This is a genomic window from Pantoea sp. 18059, assembly GCF_902706165.1.
Taxonomy (GTDB): domain Bacteria; phylum Pseudomonadota; class Gammaproteobacteria; order Enterobacterales; family Enterobacteriaceae; genus Pantoea; species Pantoea agglomerans.
Map to the genome: position 1 here is coordinate 208,373 of NZ_CACSJS010000005.1, position 15,208 is coordinate 223,580.

At 35.6% G+C, this 15,208-nt stretch carries 15 protein-coding genes; 10 read left to right on the forward strand and 5 right to left on the reverse strand.

Annotation, left to right across the window (positions count from 1 at the left end):
* The first annotated feature begins 361 nt into the window (after positions 1 to 361).
* From GVJ63_RS15085 to GVJ63_RS15115, 7 genes are all read left to right on the forward strand, one after another.
* A complete protein-coding gene (locus GVJ63_RS15085; protein WP_074399304.1) occupies positions 362 to 574 on the forward strand; it encodes an AlpA family transcriptional regulator in 213 nt (70 codons plus the stop codon).
* A gap of 40 nt (positions 575 to 614) precedes the next feature.
* Positions 615 to 1,226 (forward strand): hypothetical protein, encoded by a 612-nt coding sequence (locus tag GVJ63_RS15090; protein WP_159227070.1) that lies wholly within the window; start codon positions 615 to 617, stop codon positions 1,224 to 1,226.
* Positions 1,227 to 1,553: 327 nt separating this feature from the next.
* Entirely contained in the window at positions 1,554 to 2,774 is a 1,221-nt protein-coding gene (locus tag GVJ63_RS15095) for a site-specific integrase (protein ID WP_159227071.1), read from the forward strand.
* Positions 2,761 to 4,074 carry a tyrosine-type recombinase/integrase gene (locus GVJ63_RS15100; RefSeq protein ID WP_159227072.1) on the forward strand — a complete coding sequence of 438 codons (1,314 nt, stop codon included), beginning with the start codon at positions 2,761 to 2,763 and terminating at the stop codon, positions 4,072 to 4,074. The genes GVJ63_RS15095 and GVJ63_RS15100 overlap by 14 nt, the downstream gene beginning before the upstream one ends.
* The gene (locus tag GVJ63_RS15105; protein WP_159227073.1) at positions 4,071 to 5,702 is read left to right on the forward strand and encodes a DNA-binding protein; all 1,632 of its coding nucleotides are present in this window, start codon (positions 4,071 to 4,073) and stop codon (positions 5,700 to 5,702) included. Before GVJ63_RS15100 ends, GVJ63_RS15105 begins: the two co-directional genes overlap by 4 nt.
* Positions 5,703 to 6,128, forward strand: coding sequence for a hypothetical protein (locus GVJ63_RS15110; RefSeq protein WP_159227074.1), 426 nt, complete (start codon positions 5,703 to 5,705; stop codon positions 6,126 to 6,128).
* Positions 6,129 to 6,201: 73 nt separating this feature from the next.
* Positions 6,202 to 6,609, forward strand: coding sequence for a hypothetical protein (locus GVJ63_RS15115; RefSeq protein ID WP_159227075.1), 408 nt, complete (start codon positions 6,202 to 6,204; stop codon positions 6,607 to 6,609).
* Between the two features lie 721 nt (positions 6,610 to 7,330).
* Here GVJ63_RS15115 and GVJ63_RS15120 read toward each other — a convergent pair.
* The 5 genes from GVJ63_RS15120 to GVJ63_RS15140 all read right to left on the reverse strand — a co-directional run bounded on the left by GVJ63_RS15120 (position 7,331) and on the right by GVJ63_RS15140 (position 11,876).
* Positions 7,331 to 8,641, reverse strand: coding sequence for a hypothetical protein (locus tag GVJ63_RS15120; protein WP_159227076.1), 1,311 nt, complete (start codon positions 8,639 to 8,641; stop codon positions 7,331 to 7,333).
* 64 nt (positions 8,642 to 8,705) lie between these two features.
* On the reverse strand, positions 8,706 to 9,353 hold the full coding sequence (locus GVJ63_RS15125; protein WP_159227077.1) for an EcsC family protein: 648 nt from the start codon (positions 9,351 to 9,353) through the stop codon (positions 8,706 to 8,708).
* A gap of 136 nt (positions 9,354 to 9,489) precedes the next feature.
* Positions 9,490 to 10,071 carry a DUF4755 domain-containing protein gene (locus GVJ63_RS15130; protein WP_235038362.1) on the reverse strand — a complete coding sequence of 194 codons (582 nt, stop codon included), beginning with the start codon at positions 10,069 to 10,071 and terminating at the stop codon, positions 9,490 to 9,492.
* 296 nt (positions 10,072 to 10,367) lie between these two features.
* Positions 10,368 to 11,465, reverse strand: a complete 1,098-nt coding sequence (locus tag GVJ63_RS15135; RefSeq protein WP_159227078.1) for a relaxase/mobilization nuclease domain-containing protein — start codon at positions 11,463 to 11,465, stop codon at positions 10,368 to 10,370.
* Between the two features lie 18 nt (positions 11,466 to 11,483).
* Positions 11,484 to 11,876 (reverse strand): hypothetical protein, encoded by a 393-nt coding sequence (locus GVJ63_RS15140; RefSeq protein WP_159227079.1) that lies wholly within the window; start codon positions 11,874 to 11,876, stop codon positions 11,484 to 11,486.
* A 249-nt stretch (positions 11,877 to 12,125) separates the two neighbouring features.
* Here GVJ63_RS15140 and GVJ63_RS15145 point away from each other — a divergent pair, with 249 nt between their 5' ends.
* The 3 genes from GVJ63_RS15145 to GVJ63_RS15155 are packed head-to-tail and all read left to right on the forward strand — an operon-like array spanning position 12,126 to position 15,187.
* A complete protein-coding gene (locus GVJ63_RS15145) occupies positions 12,126 to 13,379 on the forward strand; it encodes a hypothetical protein (RefSeq protein ID WP_159227080.1) in 1,254 nt (417 codons plus the stop codon).
* Between the two features lie 9 nt (positions 13,380 to 13,388).
* A complete protein-coding gene (locus GVJ63_RS15150) occupies positions 13,389 to 14,504 on the forward strand; it encodes a DUF262 domain-containing protein (RefSeq protein ID WP_159227081.1) in 1,116 nt (371 codons plus the stop codon).
* Entirely contained in the window at positions 14,501 to 15,187 is a 687-nt protein-coding gene (locus GVJ63_RS15155; RefSeq protein ID WP_159227082.1) for an MAE_28990/MAE_18760 family HEPN-like nuclease, read from the forward strand. Before GVJ63_RS15150 ends, GVJ63_RS15155 begins: the two co-directional genes overlap by 4 nt.
* Positions 15,188 to 15,208: the final 21 nt, after the last annotated feature.

Here is a 15,208-nt window from a genome sequence, read left to right on the forward strand (position 1 = left end):
ATTCCAAATCTAAAAATTCAAAGAAAAATTAATTCATAGGTATTTATAAATGAAGTTTTTAGAAGGTGCCAGCGGTTTCTTATATTTTTGGCCGCAGGTTTATATTAAAAATGCCATAGTTTGTGTAATAGCTTGGGAAGAATGTGCATATCATTTCTCTTAGGAAAAACCGGCATTCATGTATGCAAAATCTCAACCACCATTTTCACAGTAAAAAGTCAATGCACAAAGCAAAATAAATTGTCTCATCAAGCATATCGCAAGTAGTTCATCTCTTATGAAACAATGTCCACTACATCCCTTCAAAGCCTGTTCCCGGCTACTTAGTATCAACTCATCGACAAGACGAGGAGATACAATCATGAACACATCTACTACACAAACCACTCGACTCATTCGCTTACCTGAAGTGCTACATAAAACAGGTTACAAGAAAGCATGGATTTATCGATTGATTTCTGAAAATAGATTCCCTAAACCTATCAAGTTAGGTTCGAGAGCTGTGGCCTTTATTGAGGCGGAGATCGATCAGTGGATTTCTGACGCCATTAGCAATTCGAGAATGGCTCGATAGTAAGAATCCAGACCAACAACAACTGCAAAGTGAGGACAATGTGGAAATCAAAGAATTCATGAATGTTGGGAGCCTTTCACGGCTTGTGAGTCAAAAAAATTTTGATAAGATTTTTGATGCTGAAGCTATCAGGTTATTACCTGTGAATACATTGAGTAAGAAATCCGTGGCCTGTTTAAGCTATTACCTCGAAGATAGCGAATACAATCCATTTCAGTTTTTACCTGAGTTAAATGAAGAGAGCCGAAACTATATTTATGAAACCATACTATCAGTGATTAAATGTAATGAGCTACTCAGAAAGTTATCGAAGAAAATCACCAAGAATGAAATTAATATTGCTGTAAAAGAGACTGAAAAGGGCGAAGGCCATGTGTTGCTCTGTAGCTTGAGTGTGTCAAGAGGAATGCTAGACCATTATGTGAAAACAATGCCGGATCTTTTCCCAGATGAAGATTCCTTCATGACAGATGACATTGACCATCTTAAGCTAACCACTGAAGATATAGCAAAAATTTTGCTGGGTGACATGTTGGAAAGAGGAGCATTGGTAGTTCATATGGGAGATGAACTCCGCAGTAAAGCTAAATTTATTCAAGAGGAATACTGGAATGAGGTAGGAGATATTTACTATGGGAAAACGGTAAGATGAATATTTATTTTGAATCTCATGATTTAAAATTTGTAAAGTATTAAGATCAAAAAACATCAAAACTTAACAGAATACTTTCCAAATTATTTTTTGGCGCCGCTGTATTACTTATGTAATAAGGCTTTATTAGTTTTTCTTCTTGAATCGGGTATGACTACAAGATACTAGCCGTACTGGTTTCTTTCACGTGAAAGAAATTTTTTTAAGTATCTAAATGGATTATAAATAAACACAAAAATAACAAAATAAAATTGCAAAATTTAAATCAATAAAATAATGATAAGTCGTAGTGATTACTAAATGTAAAGTTTTCGGAGGGTTATTATAATGTCATTCAAAATAAAAAAATTTGTCATGAGTAATGGAGAGCGAGGCTGCTTGATTCTCAACAAAGAAACACTGCTACCAGTTTACTATCAGAACCTTTATCTCACAACTAATGTCAGGAACAGAAGTGCGACTGCATCAACGATGGAGATAGTCGCAACGAATCTACTTATCCTTAGCAATTTTATGAAAAGCAGGAACATTAAAATCATTGATAGGATTGAAAGCAAGCGGTTCCTAAGTGTAGCCGAAGTGGATGACCTGATACGGTATGCAAAGCAAAGATTCGATCAACAAAAAATTACGAATGTAAGATTACTCAAAGGAAAGCAGATTGCTACACGAACTTTTAGTTACAGGATACACGTTTTTTCAAATTACCTAAAATGGTTGTGCGGATTGATTCATTCTATGAAGGGAATCCATGCCAGATATGAAATCGATACTTTCATAGAAAATTTGAGAGCACATCTCCCACGAAATAAATCACACAGCATGAACGACAGAAAAGACAAATCATTGAGTGAAGAACAAATAAAAACTCTGTTTAAGCTGTTGGAAGTCGAAGGGAGCCAAAACCCCTTTCAGAAGGAGGTTCAAGGAAGGAACAGGCTCATTTTTACCTTGCTACTAAATTGCGGGTTGAGAGCAGGTGAGTTACTAAATCTTAAAGTAAATGATCTAAATCTTAGAAATAACACACTAAGTATCTTCAGAAGACATGACTGCATTGAAGACCGGAGGCTAAATCAGCCATTAGTCAAAACTGGCGAAAGGATAATCCCATTATCAGACGAGTTAGTGATGGAGATCTTCGACTACATACAAACTTGTAGAAGTAAAATCACTAAAAAGAAAAAACATGACTTCCTGTTTGTAACTCACAGCGCAGGTAAAACGGTAGGAGAACCATTATCTGTTTCAGCATATGAGAAAATAATTTCAACTATTAAAAAAGTAAGCCCGGAATTAAAGAGTTTATCGGGGCATAGATTGAGGCATTCATGGAACTATTTCTATTCAAATGAAATTGATAGTTCAAATTTGAATATCAATCGAAAATCAGGATTGAGATGCTATCTCATGGGATGGTCAAAAGATTCTAAAATGTCTGAAAACTATAATTTCAAACATATATCAGAGAAAGAAAAGGAACTTATTGGAAGAGTTTATGAATCTTTGAAAAAGATAACTGAGGGTCAATATAATGGAAAAATGTAATCTAAGAAAAGAGAATCTATTTTTTGCAACGATGCAGGGGTATAGCTTCAAGCTTTCTGATACCACATGGCAATTAGATAAAGAGACTTGTATTTTCCCATATAAGATTGCCGATAAAATGCCAGAACCGATGCGTATTGGTTACCTTACGACCTTGGCTTATTTTTCGGCTGAATACAGTGCAGGTTACACAAAAAACATAAACCAAGTTTTTAGTCAATGGTTAGGGATGATAGACATTAAGACTATAGATGCTAATGCTGTTTATCAATTTAATGTCAGTTTAGGCCCTGAGAAAAACTACAAGCTAAATTCTATAAAACAGTTTCTAACGAAGTGGAAAAAACTCGGTTATGTAGGAGTTGAAACTTCAGCTTTAACAATGCTGGAAAAAATAAAGATTAAAACTAATTTGACAGGAGAAGCCGTCAAACGAAGAGATCCAAATAGTGGACCGCTAACGGAAGAAGAGCTGAAAATCATACTTGAAAGTATCAGCAAATTTTTGAAAGAAAACAAAATGCCAATGTATCTTTATTGCTATGTCATTCTTTTAGCAACCACGGGAAGGAGGCCATTACAGTTAACGTCCTTAAAAGCGAAGGACCTTATCAGAACGGGAGAAGGTTGGTTTCTAAACATACCGAAAGTAAAACAAAGGAAGGACTTTAGAAGTGAGTTTAGCTTGGTAAGTATCGATGACTGCCTTTATGAAAAACTAACAACCTTGGTTGATGTGAATCAAAAACATATCGAAGATAGTATTAATCAGGGCATTGGTAATATAAAAAATGAATTACCTATATTCATGGACTCCAAAAAATCCATATCAATTCAGTCTGGTCAAAGTTTGGACACCATTATGGCAACTGATTTTTTACATATGAAGAATTCATTTATCTCTAGAGAATTAGATAAAATCACCACTAAATTTAATATCCAGTCATCAAGAACCCATAATCCTATAAGGCTGAATGCCAGACGATTCAGGTATACCCTTGGTTCTCGTTTAGCAAAGGAAGGAGCCTCAGTTGAAGTGATCGCTAAAGCATTAGACCATAAATCTATTAACTCATCAGGGATATACGTAAAAAATAGCCCAGATAATGTTCACTATATTGATATGAAACTTCATTCATTTTTTGAACCTCTATCGAAGATATTTCAGGATAGCGATAGCACACAGAACAAGAAGCTCTTTACAGAATATGTTTTAAATTCTTTTGGATTCACTGATTGTAAACACGAACACGTAGAGTGTTTTACCTGCAAAAACTTTAGAGCCTGGAGTTCTGAATGACCAATGTGATTTTATTCGAGCCAATAAATACTAATAATCCATCATTAAATGTTGAAGGTTTTATTGAGTTTTGTAAGAGTAACATATTCAACTCAAAGTTAGCGATTACATGGGAAAGCCATGTATGGAAGGGATGTTACAGATTCAATAAATTTGATAACAACAATAATCGAAATAGCAAAGATAGATTAGATGACATGTTTATTGATTTTGCTAAGGCTTATATGTTTCATATTCACTCGTTTAACAAATCAAACTTGAATCATAATACTTTGGCAATGTTGAAAATCGTGGAGTTTATTTTATTAAAATCACACAGCGAAGCTAATCTAATCAGGTGTGATAACAACATTTTTGATGAGTGTATAAGAGTAGCAACGGCTAAATATACGAAATTAACAGCAGTTGCAATTGGTAATGAACTTGAGAAACTATGTTTATTTTTGAGTGAAAACAGAATGACAAGTTCATCATACTTTTTTTGGGTAAATCCGTTAAGGCATAAAATTACTCAAAGTTGGCAAGGTTATGAACCTTCGCTGGAAGGGCACTCAAAATTACCAGATATAAAGTCTGTCATAGCCATTGCGGAGATTTTCTCAAAAGATGAAAGCCAACTGTCTGTGAGAGACATTTTCACAACGTCTGTTCTTGCACTCCTGATGTGTGCACCAGGACGAATTTCGGAAATATTAAGCCTTCCTGCGGATTGTGAGATTACAGAGCATGATGAGAACCGCATTGAACGATATGGTTTAAGGTTTTTTTCAGCGAAGGGGTATGCTGGAGACATCAAATGGATTCCTTCAGTAATGGTCCCTGTAGCTAAAAAGGCTATAGCCCGGTTGAGAAAGTTGTCCACCCATCCAAGGTTTGTTGCAAAAACGATGGAAGGGAAGGTCCCTGAGTCATACAGACATGAACTCTTTACTAAAAAGCCTCAAAATTTTCCCTGGTATGATGAAGAAAAGAAAATCAAATATTCGAATGCTTTATGTCTGTTATTTGAAGGGCAATTATGTCAGAAAACAAACAAGCATTTGGCACCTTTGTTCAGACCCACTTCCCAGTTTTTTAGATTGGATATTGATGCTTTTGCAAGTATCAAAGGCACTACCAACCTGTTTAAAAGACACGGTTATATTAACGAAGATGGTAGCCCATATTCGCTAAGAACCCATCAGTTAAGACATCTACTCAATACGTTTTCTCAAATCAATGGCATGGACGAGTTTAGCATCGCCAGATGGTCTGGAAGGAAGTTGGTCTCACAAAATGTTTCCTATGATCACCGATCACACTTACAAATGATCAATCTCATGAAAGATAAAACTTCAATCGGAACCGGTAACAGTCATAGGAAAAAAGAAATAGCTGTAATGGACATAACTGATTTCGATTTATTGAATGATGGAGCTGTGCTCGTCACTAAGCATGGTTACTGCAAGCACTCATATGTTTTTGAGCCTTGTAGTTATTATCCCTTACAAGACTCTGGAACGGATGATGGCCAACTAATGATGATACACACTAAAATTCTTAAAAAAACCAATTATGATAAAAATGATGGGAATGTTAATGCTGATAAATGGTATGAATTTCAAGCTAAAATAATAAAAGGAGAATAAATGGCTAAACATATTACTGGTTATGATGAAAAATTGATAATGAAAGTTATTAATACCTGGAATGACGATGAGAAGCTGACCTGGGAGGCTTTATGTGACGAGTTGATAAAGATTATTGGTAAGAGACCTTCAAGGCAATCTTTGAGTAGTCATGTTAAAATTGCGGATTGTTTTAATTCAAAAAAGAAGCTTTTCAAGTCTGGTGTGAAAGAAACATGTGCGGTTAGACCTGCTAATTTAAAAACTGCTTGTCAGAGAATAAAAAGGCTCGAAACTGAAAACGAAGCCTTGATAGCACTGAACAACAAATATTTAGAGCAGTTTAAGATATGGCTATATAATTCTCATTTAAAACAAATGACAGCCGAAGAGCTTAATCGTCCGTTACCTAAAAAAGATATTCAAATGGAAATTGATAGGTTTTAACTATTGACATGAATAAATATTATGATATTTCTTTAAATGTCAGGATGACATTCACAACAGCAAGGATGCTACTATGAATAAATTAAACAGATATTTGCCAGATCAGAAATTTTTGATACTCCTCAATCGCTTCATTCTTAGATACGATGAATCAGACTGCAACAAAGAAAAAATCGTAAAAGATGCCTACCTGTTCTGTGTAGGATACTTTTTGAAGTATCAGCAAGACTATCAGAATCCTTATCTGAAGGGACCAAGCAACATTATTGCAATTTTGAGTTCGGCTTTGCTCAGTCCAAACTTCTATACAATACCTTCAACTGTTAGCCTTGAACGTGTGCTGTATTTCTACAAGTTTATTATCGAATACATTATCTGGAATGAGTATGAAGTTGAAAGAATATTTTCTACTCAAAAACAGAGCTTTACGCCTTCACCAGAGCCTAAAGCCGATGGTTTCAAAATGAAGAAAAGGGTTTAGGATATACTTTTTATTCAGTATGGCGATACAATAACTATGCCATATGATCTTTACACTTAACTTAGGGCGAGTGTTTTGCAAATGGATCATATGGCATCTCAGCTTTAATGTATGATATATTTTCTTTTATCTTATGGCTTTTCAGGATGATGAAATGAACGATTTTGAGCAAAAACTCTTTCAGAATGGGTTTTCGGCGAAGCATATCCGCAAGCTTAATGAGATTCTTACCAGAGATGAGAAAAAAATCATATACACTTCAGCATCCCATTCAGGAGATTAGCAAGCGCTTTTGGGCTGGTATAATTCCCATGCTCAATATTTTATTCGTTTTCATTTATGGTATAGCGAAAGGGCATAAAGAAAGCCTGATTTCTTATGCTATCTTCCTTATCATCGGTGCCATAATCGTTTACTTTGTCATACTAATGAATCTTGCCTGGAAAGCACACCTGATTGTCAAATAAGAGTAAAAATTACCAACATGCCTCTGAAAAATCAGATCTTTTATGCTTTAACTCTTTCAATGAAGATAAAAAAATATATTAATAAATAAAGATTAATGACAATTGAGAAAAATATAAATGGCACTGAATCAATAACAGTGCCATAAATATCGAACTTACAAAGACAAAATGCGATATTAAAATTATAAATTCCATTTTTATTGCTCACTCATGAGGGTTTTATTAAAAACGAATCATGAGTGAGCATATAGAAACTACACCTCTAAGCCGTCCATAGGACATGGGATTTCATTCATAACTTCATTTAAATCAGCATTCTTTAAGAAAAAATAAAAAGTTGAATCCACAATTTTAAGTTGTCGAGAGTTGGAATCATAAGCAATTACAGGTGGACTAATACCTTTTGTTGCCTGAAACTCTGTCATGCTATTTAATACGGATACTAACTGATGCCCTTTAAGAGCATCTTTTCTATGATGTATTTGTTTAATAGCATGAAGTAGATTTTCTTTGCTTACACCACCATTTATACCAGGATAACCTAACTTTAAAATATGCATTACGATATAATAGGGAAGAAAGTTAGGTAACGGACCATCTTTTACAATCGATGGATTATTGCCGATAGCCATAGTTTCTAGGTTTCTTAAATGACGGCCAGAATATTCATGAGTTTTTATCAGAATTGCTTTTTTGAGTTTTTCAGGGTCTGATACAAATTCATTTCCCTCTTGTGCTCCATGTATGTTGCTTTCAATGCAAGTGCCTTTCAGTAGTTCTTGGAAAACACCGACACTCCCGAATGAATTCGCTATGCATTCATGAATTATTACGGATGAAAATTTGATGTTTAATAGATTCTCTCCTTTTTTTGCTATTTGTTCAAAGTCATTTTCTAACCATGGTTCAACGGGGATTTCTGCAATTCTATCTTGTAGTTCCCCATTAAACTGAGTCAATCTATTTGCTTCTTTCCAAATGCCAAGGATTATAAATCTTACCTTTAAGTCATGGAATGTTCTCAAATCAAAAGCAAAAGATCTCTGGACATCCTCTGGAAGGTAATGAAAGTTTTCGAGTATTATTATTTTTTTATTCCCGACTCTATGTATTAAATCCGATACGTCGTCAGGAAGTTCTAAATTGAATTCAATTTCATCGAACTGCTGAGTGATATTAGTATTTTGCTCATGCTCCAAACTTAAGGAAGCACCGGTTTTTAGAACTAATGCCACAGCACTTTGGATAAATGCTTTTCCACTGACTTTAGTTTTGTCACCTGAACCTTCTGAATATGATGTTTTGAGTAAAACATCAGATTTGCGCAGTATTGCTTGATAAATGTCTTTAAGAGAGCTTTTTGGCGATAAACTGATTAAAATGTTATCATCATAATTCACATGTTTTTTTACTAATGCAGTTTTTCCCTGTTTTGATGCACCATAAACAATAATTTGCTTATCAGTGCTTAGCGCATCTTTAAATTTTTCATCCACATGATTTCTTTCTATGTAACTTTCAACTTGCTTCCCGCTAACACCAAAAACATCTTCAATTTTTAACATTATAATATCTCATTGTTGCGATTTTTAATTAATCATTTGGGTGATATAAAAATATATATCTAATTCAGTTTTTAATTAATGCGCTACTTTCAATGAATGTTTTACGGGCAACATTTCCAACGATATTGGTTGAAACACCATCAAAAGTTCCACCGATGATCCCACCAACAACCGGTATCATCTTGCCCAAATTTATCGCCCCTTTTTCACCAAACTTTGTCAGCAGCCTAAAACCGACCTGCTTGTTAATGGCAAAAATGGTTTCTTTTGAAATACTTTTGATCAACTGAGTGGACATTTTGGAACCAATGATGATGCCCGTGCTTTTGAGTATGTCTTTTGCGGCATTCCCTGCAAGGCAGCTATAGACAATGGTTTTTACGCGATCATCTCTTACATCATATCCGCCCATCAGAGCGATGGCTGTAATCATGCGGATTTGAACGTAAATGACTGTAGCTATGCTTGCGGGGATTGCTACAGGGAGGGTTATGATTCCTCCAAGGCCAGAGACAAATCCTGTTGTGGCGGATTTGGTATTTTGCCAGCGAATGAGAGAGTTTACTTTTTCAACTAAAGTGTCATCGCCTTTTAGATAGCTTTCGGCCATTTCATAAGCAGAGTCTGTTCCTGGTATGCTTCCATCCAGAGCCTTATCGTAGGCCCAGTTCAGAGCCTGCATGATTTTACCTTCATTTAACGCTTCAGCCATTCTAAGTCCCTATTGAAATTTTATGAAAACATAGAACTTATCGGAATGGTTAAGTTTATCTTTACAGTTAAGAAGTAAAAAAAAACCAATCAGCCGATTGGTTTTATTAAGTTGCTGATAAATAAGATCTTAAAATTCATCTGTTAATTAAGTTGTCAAAGATATGCATCCACCGCTTAAGTTGAAGCTCGGTGTCCCTGATGCCTTCTTGTGTGTTGAAGTCACCCTTTTGGGGAAAGAACATTACTCGCCATTCTGGATACTGAACATCATCCACAGCAATATAAAAGCCTGACTCATTGAAATCGTGGGTGCGATCCATTTCCTTATCGAGACCTGTTCTTTGTCTCGTAGTAGACAAGTTGTATCGCCATTCTTTGATAGCTGAGAAGGGATAGGTCTTTTGCTTATCGCCTTCTTTGAGATGGACCAATTTTCGATTCTCATCAAGCCTCATTGCAGTAGGACCGAACTCATGGCTCCACATGCCGTCCGACTCTCCGAAAACATCCCTGGTGCTGGCATTCCACTTTTTGATGCGGAATTTTTTATAAGCAAACATCAAGAGCATGATGCTTGCGAAAACCCATACGATTGCAAGCTGGACCAAACCCTGAACACCTGAGAAATATAAAATGACAATCGGAAGTGCAATAGCTATCCACACCCGTTTCATCATAAGGAAGTTTGGCTGTTTTCTTTCAGTTGTTGCTGTCATAGGTTCTTCCAAGGTTAGGTTCACTGAATCGAAGGCGCACGTATGCATCAGCTTATTCTGCTGATAAATCAGTGTGCTAGGTGGTTTCATTTGAAGTTACATTAAGGCTTCGAAACAGGGTCTAGCAAATCATTTATACCGATCGATCGCTTCCTTTTGATAGCTATTGACTATCATAATATGATCATTGATCAGTAATAACGATCGATCGTTTTTGCCTATCGATTTGAAAAAGAATGAAAATATTTATGGATTTTGACTTAGTGAGTGGTTTTAACTCACTGAAAACTAGCTCTTTAAGGTCGTTTGAAAACGTTTTTTAACGCTAAATTTTCAAAATTTACCTCAGAAATCTCTGGTGCTTCAGAGTTGCCGGTTCGTATTGCTGTATAGATGACATTTCTTTTGAGGGGATTGATAATCGTTGAGCCAACAGCTTTTAAACTGGCAACAAGCTCCTCAAGGTAAGGTATCCACTGTAACCAGCGGAATCGACTATGTGCTTCCAAACTTGCCGTAAGAGGTATAGCTGTAGCTGTGGCATGAACTGCAATGTGAGTCGAAACGTTTTCATTGACGGCAATCGATACATGAGCAACGGTATCTATTGGTTTAGCCACGATGATTCGCTTACTCAGGTTTGACCAACCATATGCTTTTCCAAGCTGTGATGCCTTGAATGCGACACCACCATATTCGAACGAGAAACCGTTCATCTTGCCTGTTGATGCAACATTGGCTATCGCTAAAATATTTTGCTTTTGCAGTTCATCGATGAAGTCTTCAACAGTGATTTCATCAAAGAAGGCGAGAACAGCATCTATAGCCTCCTGTATCACTATCTTGGGAGCTTTCTTTCCGGTCCTGTCTTGCATCATCTTTTCGTTAAGAGTGAGCTTTCTTTGCTTCTGAGAGGCTTTTTGAGGAAAAGGACCTTTAGTTCGAGTGAGTTGATGATCTTTTTCAAGCTCCTGAATGATACGAGTGCTAATGAGGTTCTCGTTCCTACCCAGGTAAAGCTGGCCATCTACTAAAACGTTTATACGAGAAGCAATGATGTGTATGTGCTGTCCTGCCTCGTCGTCATGAAGAACGTAACAGCGAAGGTGAGTGTCTGAGAAACCCAAGCGAGTCATGTAGTCGTCAGCAATGAGCTTCCATTGCTCATTGGTCAATGAATCGCTCTTTGGTAATCGTAGCGAGTTATGCCATACAGCTTTCTCAACATCTTCTCTTAGCTTTTGAGTCTGTGATAGCTCTGCCGTCAGCTCGTCTATTGTGATGCCCACAAGATTGCCACCAATCACCAACGGTGCAGTTTTATGGTGGGGAGCAGGGGCAAGAGCATACGAGATAACTCCACGGAAATTCTTACCTCTTTTTATTTTGTTCATGCCCTTCATCTACATTGGTCACTTGTCGAATGTCAGCAGAGCATCTCTTACATGCGACAGCTTTACCTTCAGAGCTGTTACTTCCTGTGAGAGTGGCTGAGCCTCTGTTCCTCTGCGATTGAGGAAAGAAGTAAGGTCGTTGAGCTTCTGCAATGAAGCCGTTAGTTGGTGCCAGGCTTCTTGGTTGAGTTCAGGAACTGATGGAGGGAGTTGCTGAAGAGCTGAAGATCTCAGCCAACAGCTTTTGCTGAGCTGATTTCGTGAACCATTTATTTTGGCGAGTTCTATGTCATTTAGACGAACAGTAACTGTATGCCTGCGAATGCGATTCGGTGGAAGTTTCTTTGATTCAGCATTGTTGGTGAAAGACGAAGGAAATTCGTCATCGAATATATTATTAAATTTTCCCATATCAGCTCCTTTGATATTTAGTTAATAGCAAGTCCGTATGCTATGCATAGTAAGTATCATAATATACAAGTGTGTCAATTGTTTAGACATTGATTTTGGTTTGATTTTGCTTTTTCTGACTACAAGGAAGAAAAACAAGGGGAACTCAGCTTCGCTGAGTTAGCCCTTGCTTCTTATCTAATTGAATACAGATGCTATTTTATTGTAGCTATGCTAAAATAGCCAAAATAATACTTGTTTAGGTATGGTATGGAAAGTATATCAATCACACCAACAATAATTAATCCGAAACGGGTTTTTAAAAAAACTACAGGTGAAGAGTGGTATAACTATTATGCTGGTTTTTCAGATGACTTTGTTTCTGAAATTTTAAACTCTTTCGAACTGCCGAAAGATTCCGTCATTCTTGATCCTTGGAACGGTGGAGGAACGACTACTTTAAATTGTGCACTCGCTGGATATAATGTTATCGGTATAGATTTAAATCCAGTTATGAACATAGTAGCAAAATCGAAATTTTCTAATACCGATGATGTTCTCATGGCTTTAGATATAGTCAAATATTTAAGGGTAAATAACTACCCTAACAAACTCAATGATGAGTCTGATTTCCTTCTAAATTGGTTTGATTTTAAAACTGCATCATACATTCGTTATGTTTCTTTGTTTCTTCAAAAAAAATGCAATGTTATCTCAAACTCAAAGGTTTTTTCCTTAATATTCTTAGCCCTATTTAAATTGGTTAGGAAATATATTGGGAAGTTTATTCCTTCAAACCCAACATGGGTTAAAAAAGCCAAGGATAGTAATGAAAAGATATCCATTGAAGCCACAAAAATTAAAATAGACCTTAGAAATATTATCCATGAAAAACTGAGTGCAACATTTGTTGACAATGTAAATAGTATTGGTAAAGAAGAGTTTTATTGTGCATCTTCAACTAAGTTGCCGTTGAAAGAGCGTAGTGTTGATGCGGTTATTACTTCACCGCCGTATTGCACCCGTATTGATTATGGTATTGCTACATCACCAGAGTTAGCTGTTTTGCTTGGTAACCATCCAGCAGAAATTGATAATATTAGACGAACTCTGACCGGTAGAACCACTATCGACAAAAGGTTTCTTCAAATAGAGTCATTAGGCTTGACTGCAAAAAAAATGCTAATTGAAATTTTTAACCATCAATCTCATGCTTCTGTGTCTTATTATTATAAGAATTTCGCTCAGTATTTTATAGACATAAATGAGTCTCTTAAGCAAATAAAAAAAGTTCTTAAGAGAAATGGGTATTTTGCTTGTGTTGTGCAGGATTCTCATTACAAAGAAATTTATTGTGATCTTGCCTTGATCTTTACAGAAATGGCTGAAGAAAACGGTTTGAGCCTCATTCATCGCCAAGATTTTATGTCTAAATTCGTAATGGCTAACATAAACAGTAAAGTAAAAAAATACCGGGATAAGATTACTGCTAATGAAACAGTTCTGGTTTTTCAAGCAAATTAGGAGCATTGAATGAGCACTGAAGATATTCTTTTCGAAATTGAATCCGAAATGGCTAAAGTCCATACACAAAGCCTTGATTTATCTTTCAATGAATTAATGGATATGTATGAAAACAAAGAACTTGATATAAGCCCAGATTATCAAAGACTTTTCAGATGGACTGAAGGTGCAAGATCAAGATTCATTGAATCCTTATTACTTGAAATGCCAGTTCCACCTATATATGTAGTTGAAACTGAAAATGGTGTTTATCAATTAATAGATGGACTTCAGCGATTTTCCTCTTATTTGCATTTAAGGGGAAAACTTACGGCTGAGCATATGGAAATAGCGGAAGGTGATAAACTCGTTCTCTCTGATTGCGATATAGTAAAAAGTCTTAATGATTTAACATACGATGAATTACCTTTATCTTTGAAAATTAAATTAAAGAGATCTTTTGTTCGCGTTGAGGTGGTTAGGAAGGGAAGTGATAATAAGTTTAAATATCATATGTTTAAACGTCTAAATACTGGTGGTGAAGCATTAACTCAACAACAAGTTAGAAATTGCACCATTAGAATGCTGGACCCGAAATTTAATGATTTTATTATAAGGTTATCACAAGATTATCATTATAAAGCCTGTACTTCCCTTTTATCTGAATCTCAGAAATTTGGTGCATTTGATCAAGAATTAGTTTTGCGATATTTTACTTTCAAAAATAACAGAGCCGCTTTTAAACATGACATAGCCGATTTTCTAACTGAATATATGGAAGATGTTTCATCTGGAACAACGGGTTTTGATTATATAGATAATGAGAGTAATTTTAAAAAGGTATTTGAAGTTCTTTCTAAAGCACATGGCGAAAAAGTGTTTGGTCGAATAAATTCAGACGATGGATTACAGTCTAACTTTAACATTTATCATTTCGAGTCTATTACCATCGGCATTCAGTCTGTTATCGACAAGATTGATGAAAATGACGACTCAATTATTGATAAGATCAGAAATAGTATAATTCAGCTTAAAAAAGATAGTGTTTTTAAAGCACAAACAACTGGAGGTGGTAAAAACTCTCCTGGTCCGCTAAGAAGTAGAATTGAAATTGCTACCAAATATCTTGAGGGTGCTCTGAAATGAACCCAGAAGAATTTTTAACTCAAGTTGAGTTAGAGCGAACTTGGAGAGAGGAAGAAATAAGGTCTCTCAACAATATTATGGAGAAGTCTGATGATATGAGCATTTATATGATGCGGAGGGCAGTTATATGTTTACTATATGCTCATATAGAAGGTTTTGTTAAGTTTTCTTTCAATCTATACATTGATGGAATCAACAAGATGGAGCTTAAGTGTAATGAGGTAAAACCTATTCTAGCAGCGGCTGTGTATTATAAAGATTTTTTAAAAATGAATAATCCTGATATTAAGAATAGGATATTCAGAAAGACATTACCTGATGACTCACACTTACATCGTATCTTCCGTTATGAAGAGTTTTTCGAGAAATTATCTGATGTTATGGATGGCAAGATCTTCATCGCGGATGGATACGTAAATACTGAAAGTAATGTTGGTAAAGAAATACTTCAGAAACTATTGTATCAAGTTGGATTATCTCACACTTCTTTAGATCAAGTAATTGGACCTTTAACGAGATTAAAGAATAAAAGAAATGATATTTCACATGGTGTTGATAAAGCAAAAGTAGAATATGAAGAATACAAAGCTTACTATGATTGCTCAATAAATATCATGGCGGAATTAATTATGGTCTTATTTTCAGCTTATCAAAGAAAAGATTTTCTAATTAATAAGGATTGATTTCATATAGATTAAATCTAT

Excerpts from the sequence above, each read along its gene's own strand:
- GVJ63_RS15085 (WP_074399304.1), top strand. The coding sequence starts at position 362 with ATGAACACATCTACTACACAAACCACTCGACTCATTCGCTTACCTGAA.
- GVJ63_RS15155 (WP_159227082.1), top strand. The coding sequence starts at position 14,501 with ATGAACCCAGAAGAATTTTTAACTCAAGTTGAGTTAGAGCGAACTTGG.
- GVJ63_RS15095 (WP_159227071.1), top strand. The coding sequence starts at position 1,554 with ATGTCATTCAAAATAAAAAAATTTGTCATGAGTAATGGAGAGCGAGGC.
- GVJ63_RS15125 (WP_159227077.1), bottom strand. The coding sequence starts at position 9,353 with ATGGCTGAAGCGTTAAATGAAGGTAAAATCATGCAGGCTCTGAACTGG.
- GVJ63_RS15130 (WP_235038362.1), bottom strand. The coding sequence starts at position 10,071 with ATGACAGCAACAACTGAAAGAAAACAGCCAAACTTCCTTATGATGAAA.
- GVJ63_RS15140 (WP_159227079.1), bottom strand. The coding sequence starts at position 11,876 with ATGGGAAAATTTAATAATATATTCGATGACGAATTTCCTTCGTCTTTC.
- GVJ63_RS15115 (WP_159227075.1), top strand. The coding sequence starts at position 6,202 with ATGAATAAATTAAACAGATATTTGCCAGATCAGAAATTTTTGATACTC.
- GVJ63_RS15110 (WP_159227074.1), top strand. The coding sequence starts at position 5,703 with ATGGCTAAACATATTACTGGTTATGATGAAAAATTGATAATGAAAGTT.
- GVJ63_RS15135 (WP_159227078.1), bottom strand. The coding sequence starts at position 11,465 with ATGAACAAAATAAAAAGAGGTAAGAATTTCCGTGGAGTTATCTCGTAT.
- GVJ63_RS15145 (WP_159227080.1), top strand. The coding sequence starts at position 12,126 with ATGGAAAGTATATCAATCACACCAACAATAATTAATCCGAAACGGGTT.
- GVJ63_RS15105 (WP_159227073.1), top strand. The coding sequence starts at position 4,071 with ATGACCAATGTGATTTTATTCGAGCCAATAAATACTAATAATCCATCA.
- GVJ63_RS15120 (WP_159227076.1), bottom strand. The coding sequence starts at position 8,641 with ATGTTAAAAATTGAAGATGTTTTTGGTGTTAGCGGGAAGCAAGTTGAA.
- GVJ63_RS15150 (WP_159227081.1), top strand. The coding sequence starts at position 13,389 with ATGAGCACTGAAGATATTCTTTTCGAAATTGAATCCGAAATGGCTAAA.
- GVJ63_RS15100 (WP_159227072.1), top strand. The coding sequence starts at position 2,761 with ATGGAAAAATGTAATCTAAGAAAAGAGAATCTATTTTTTGCAACGATG.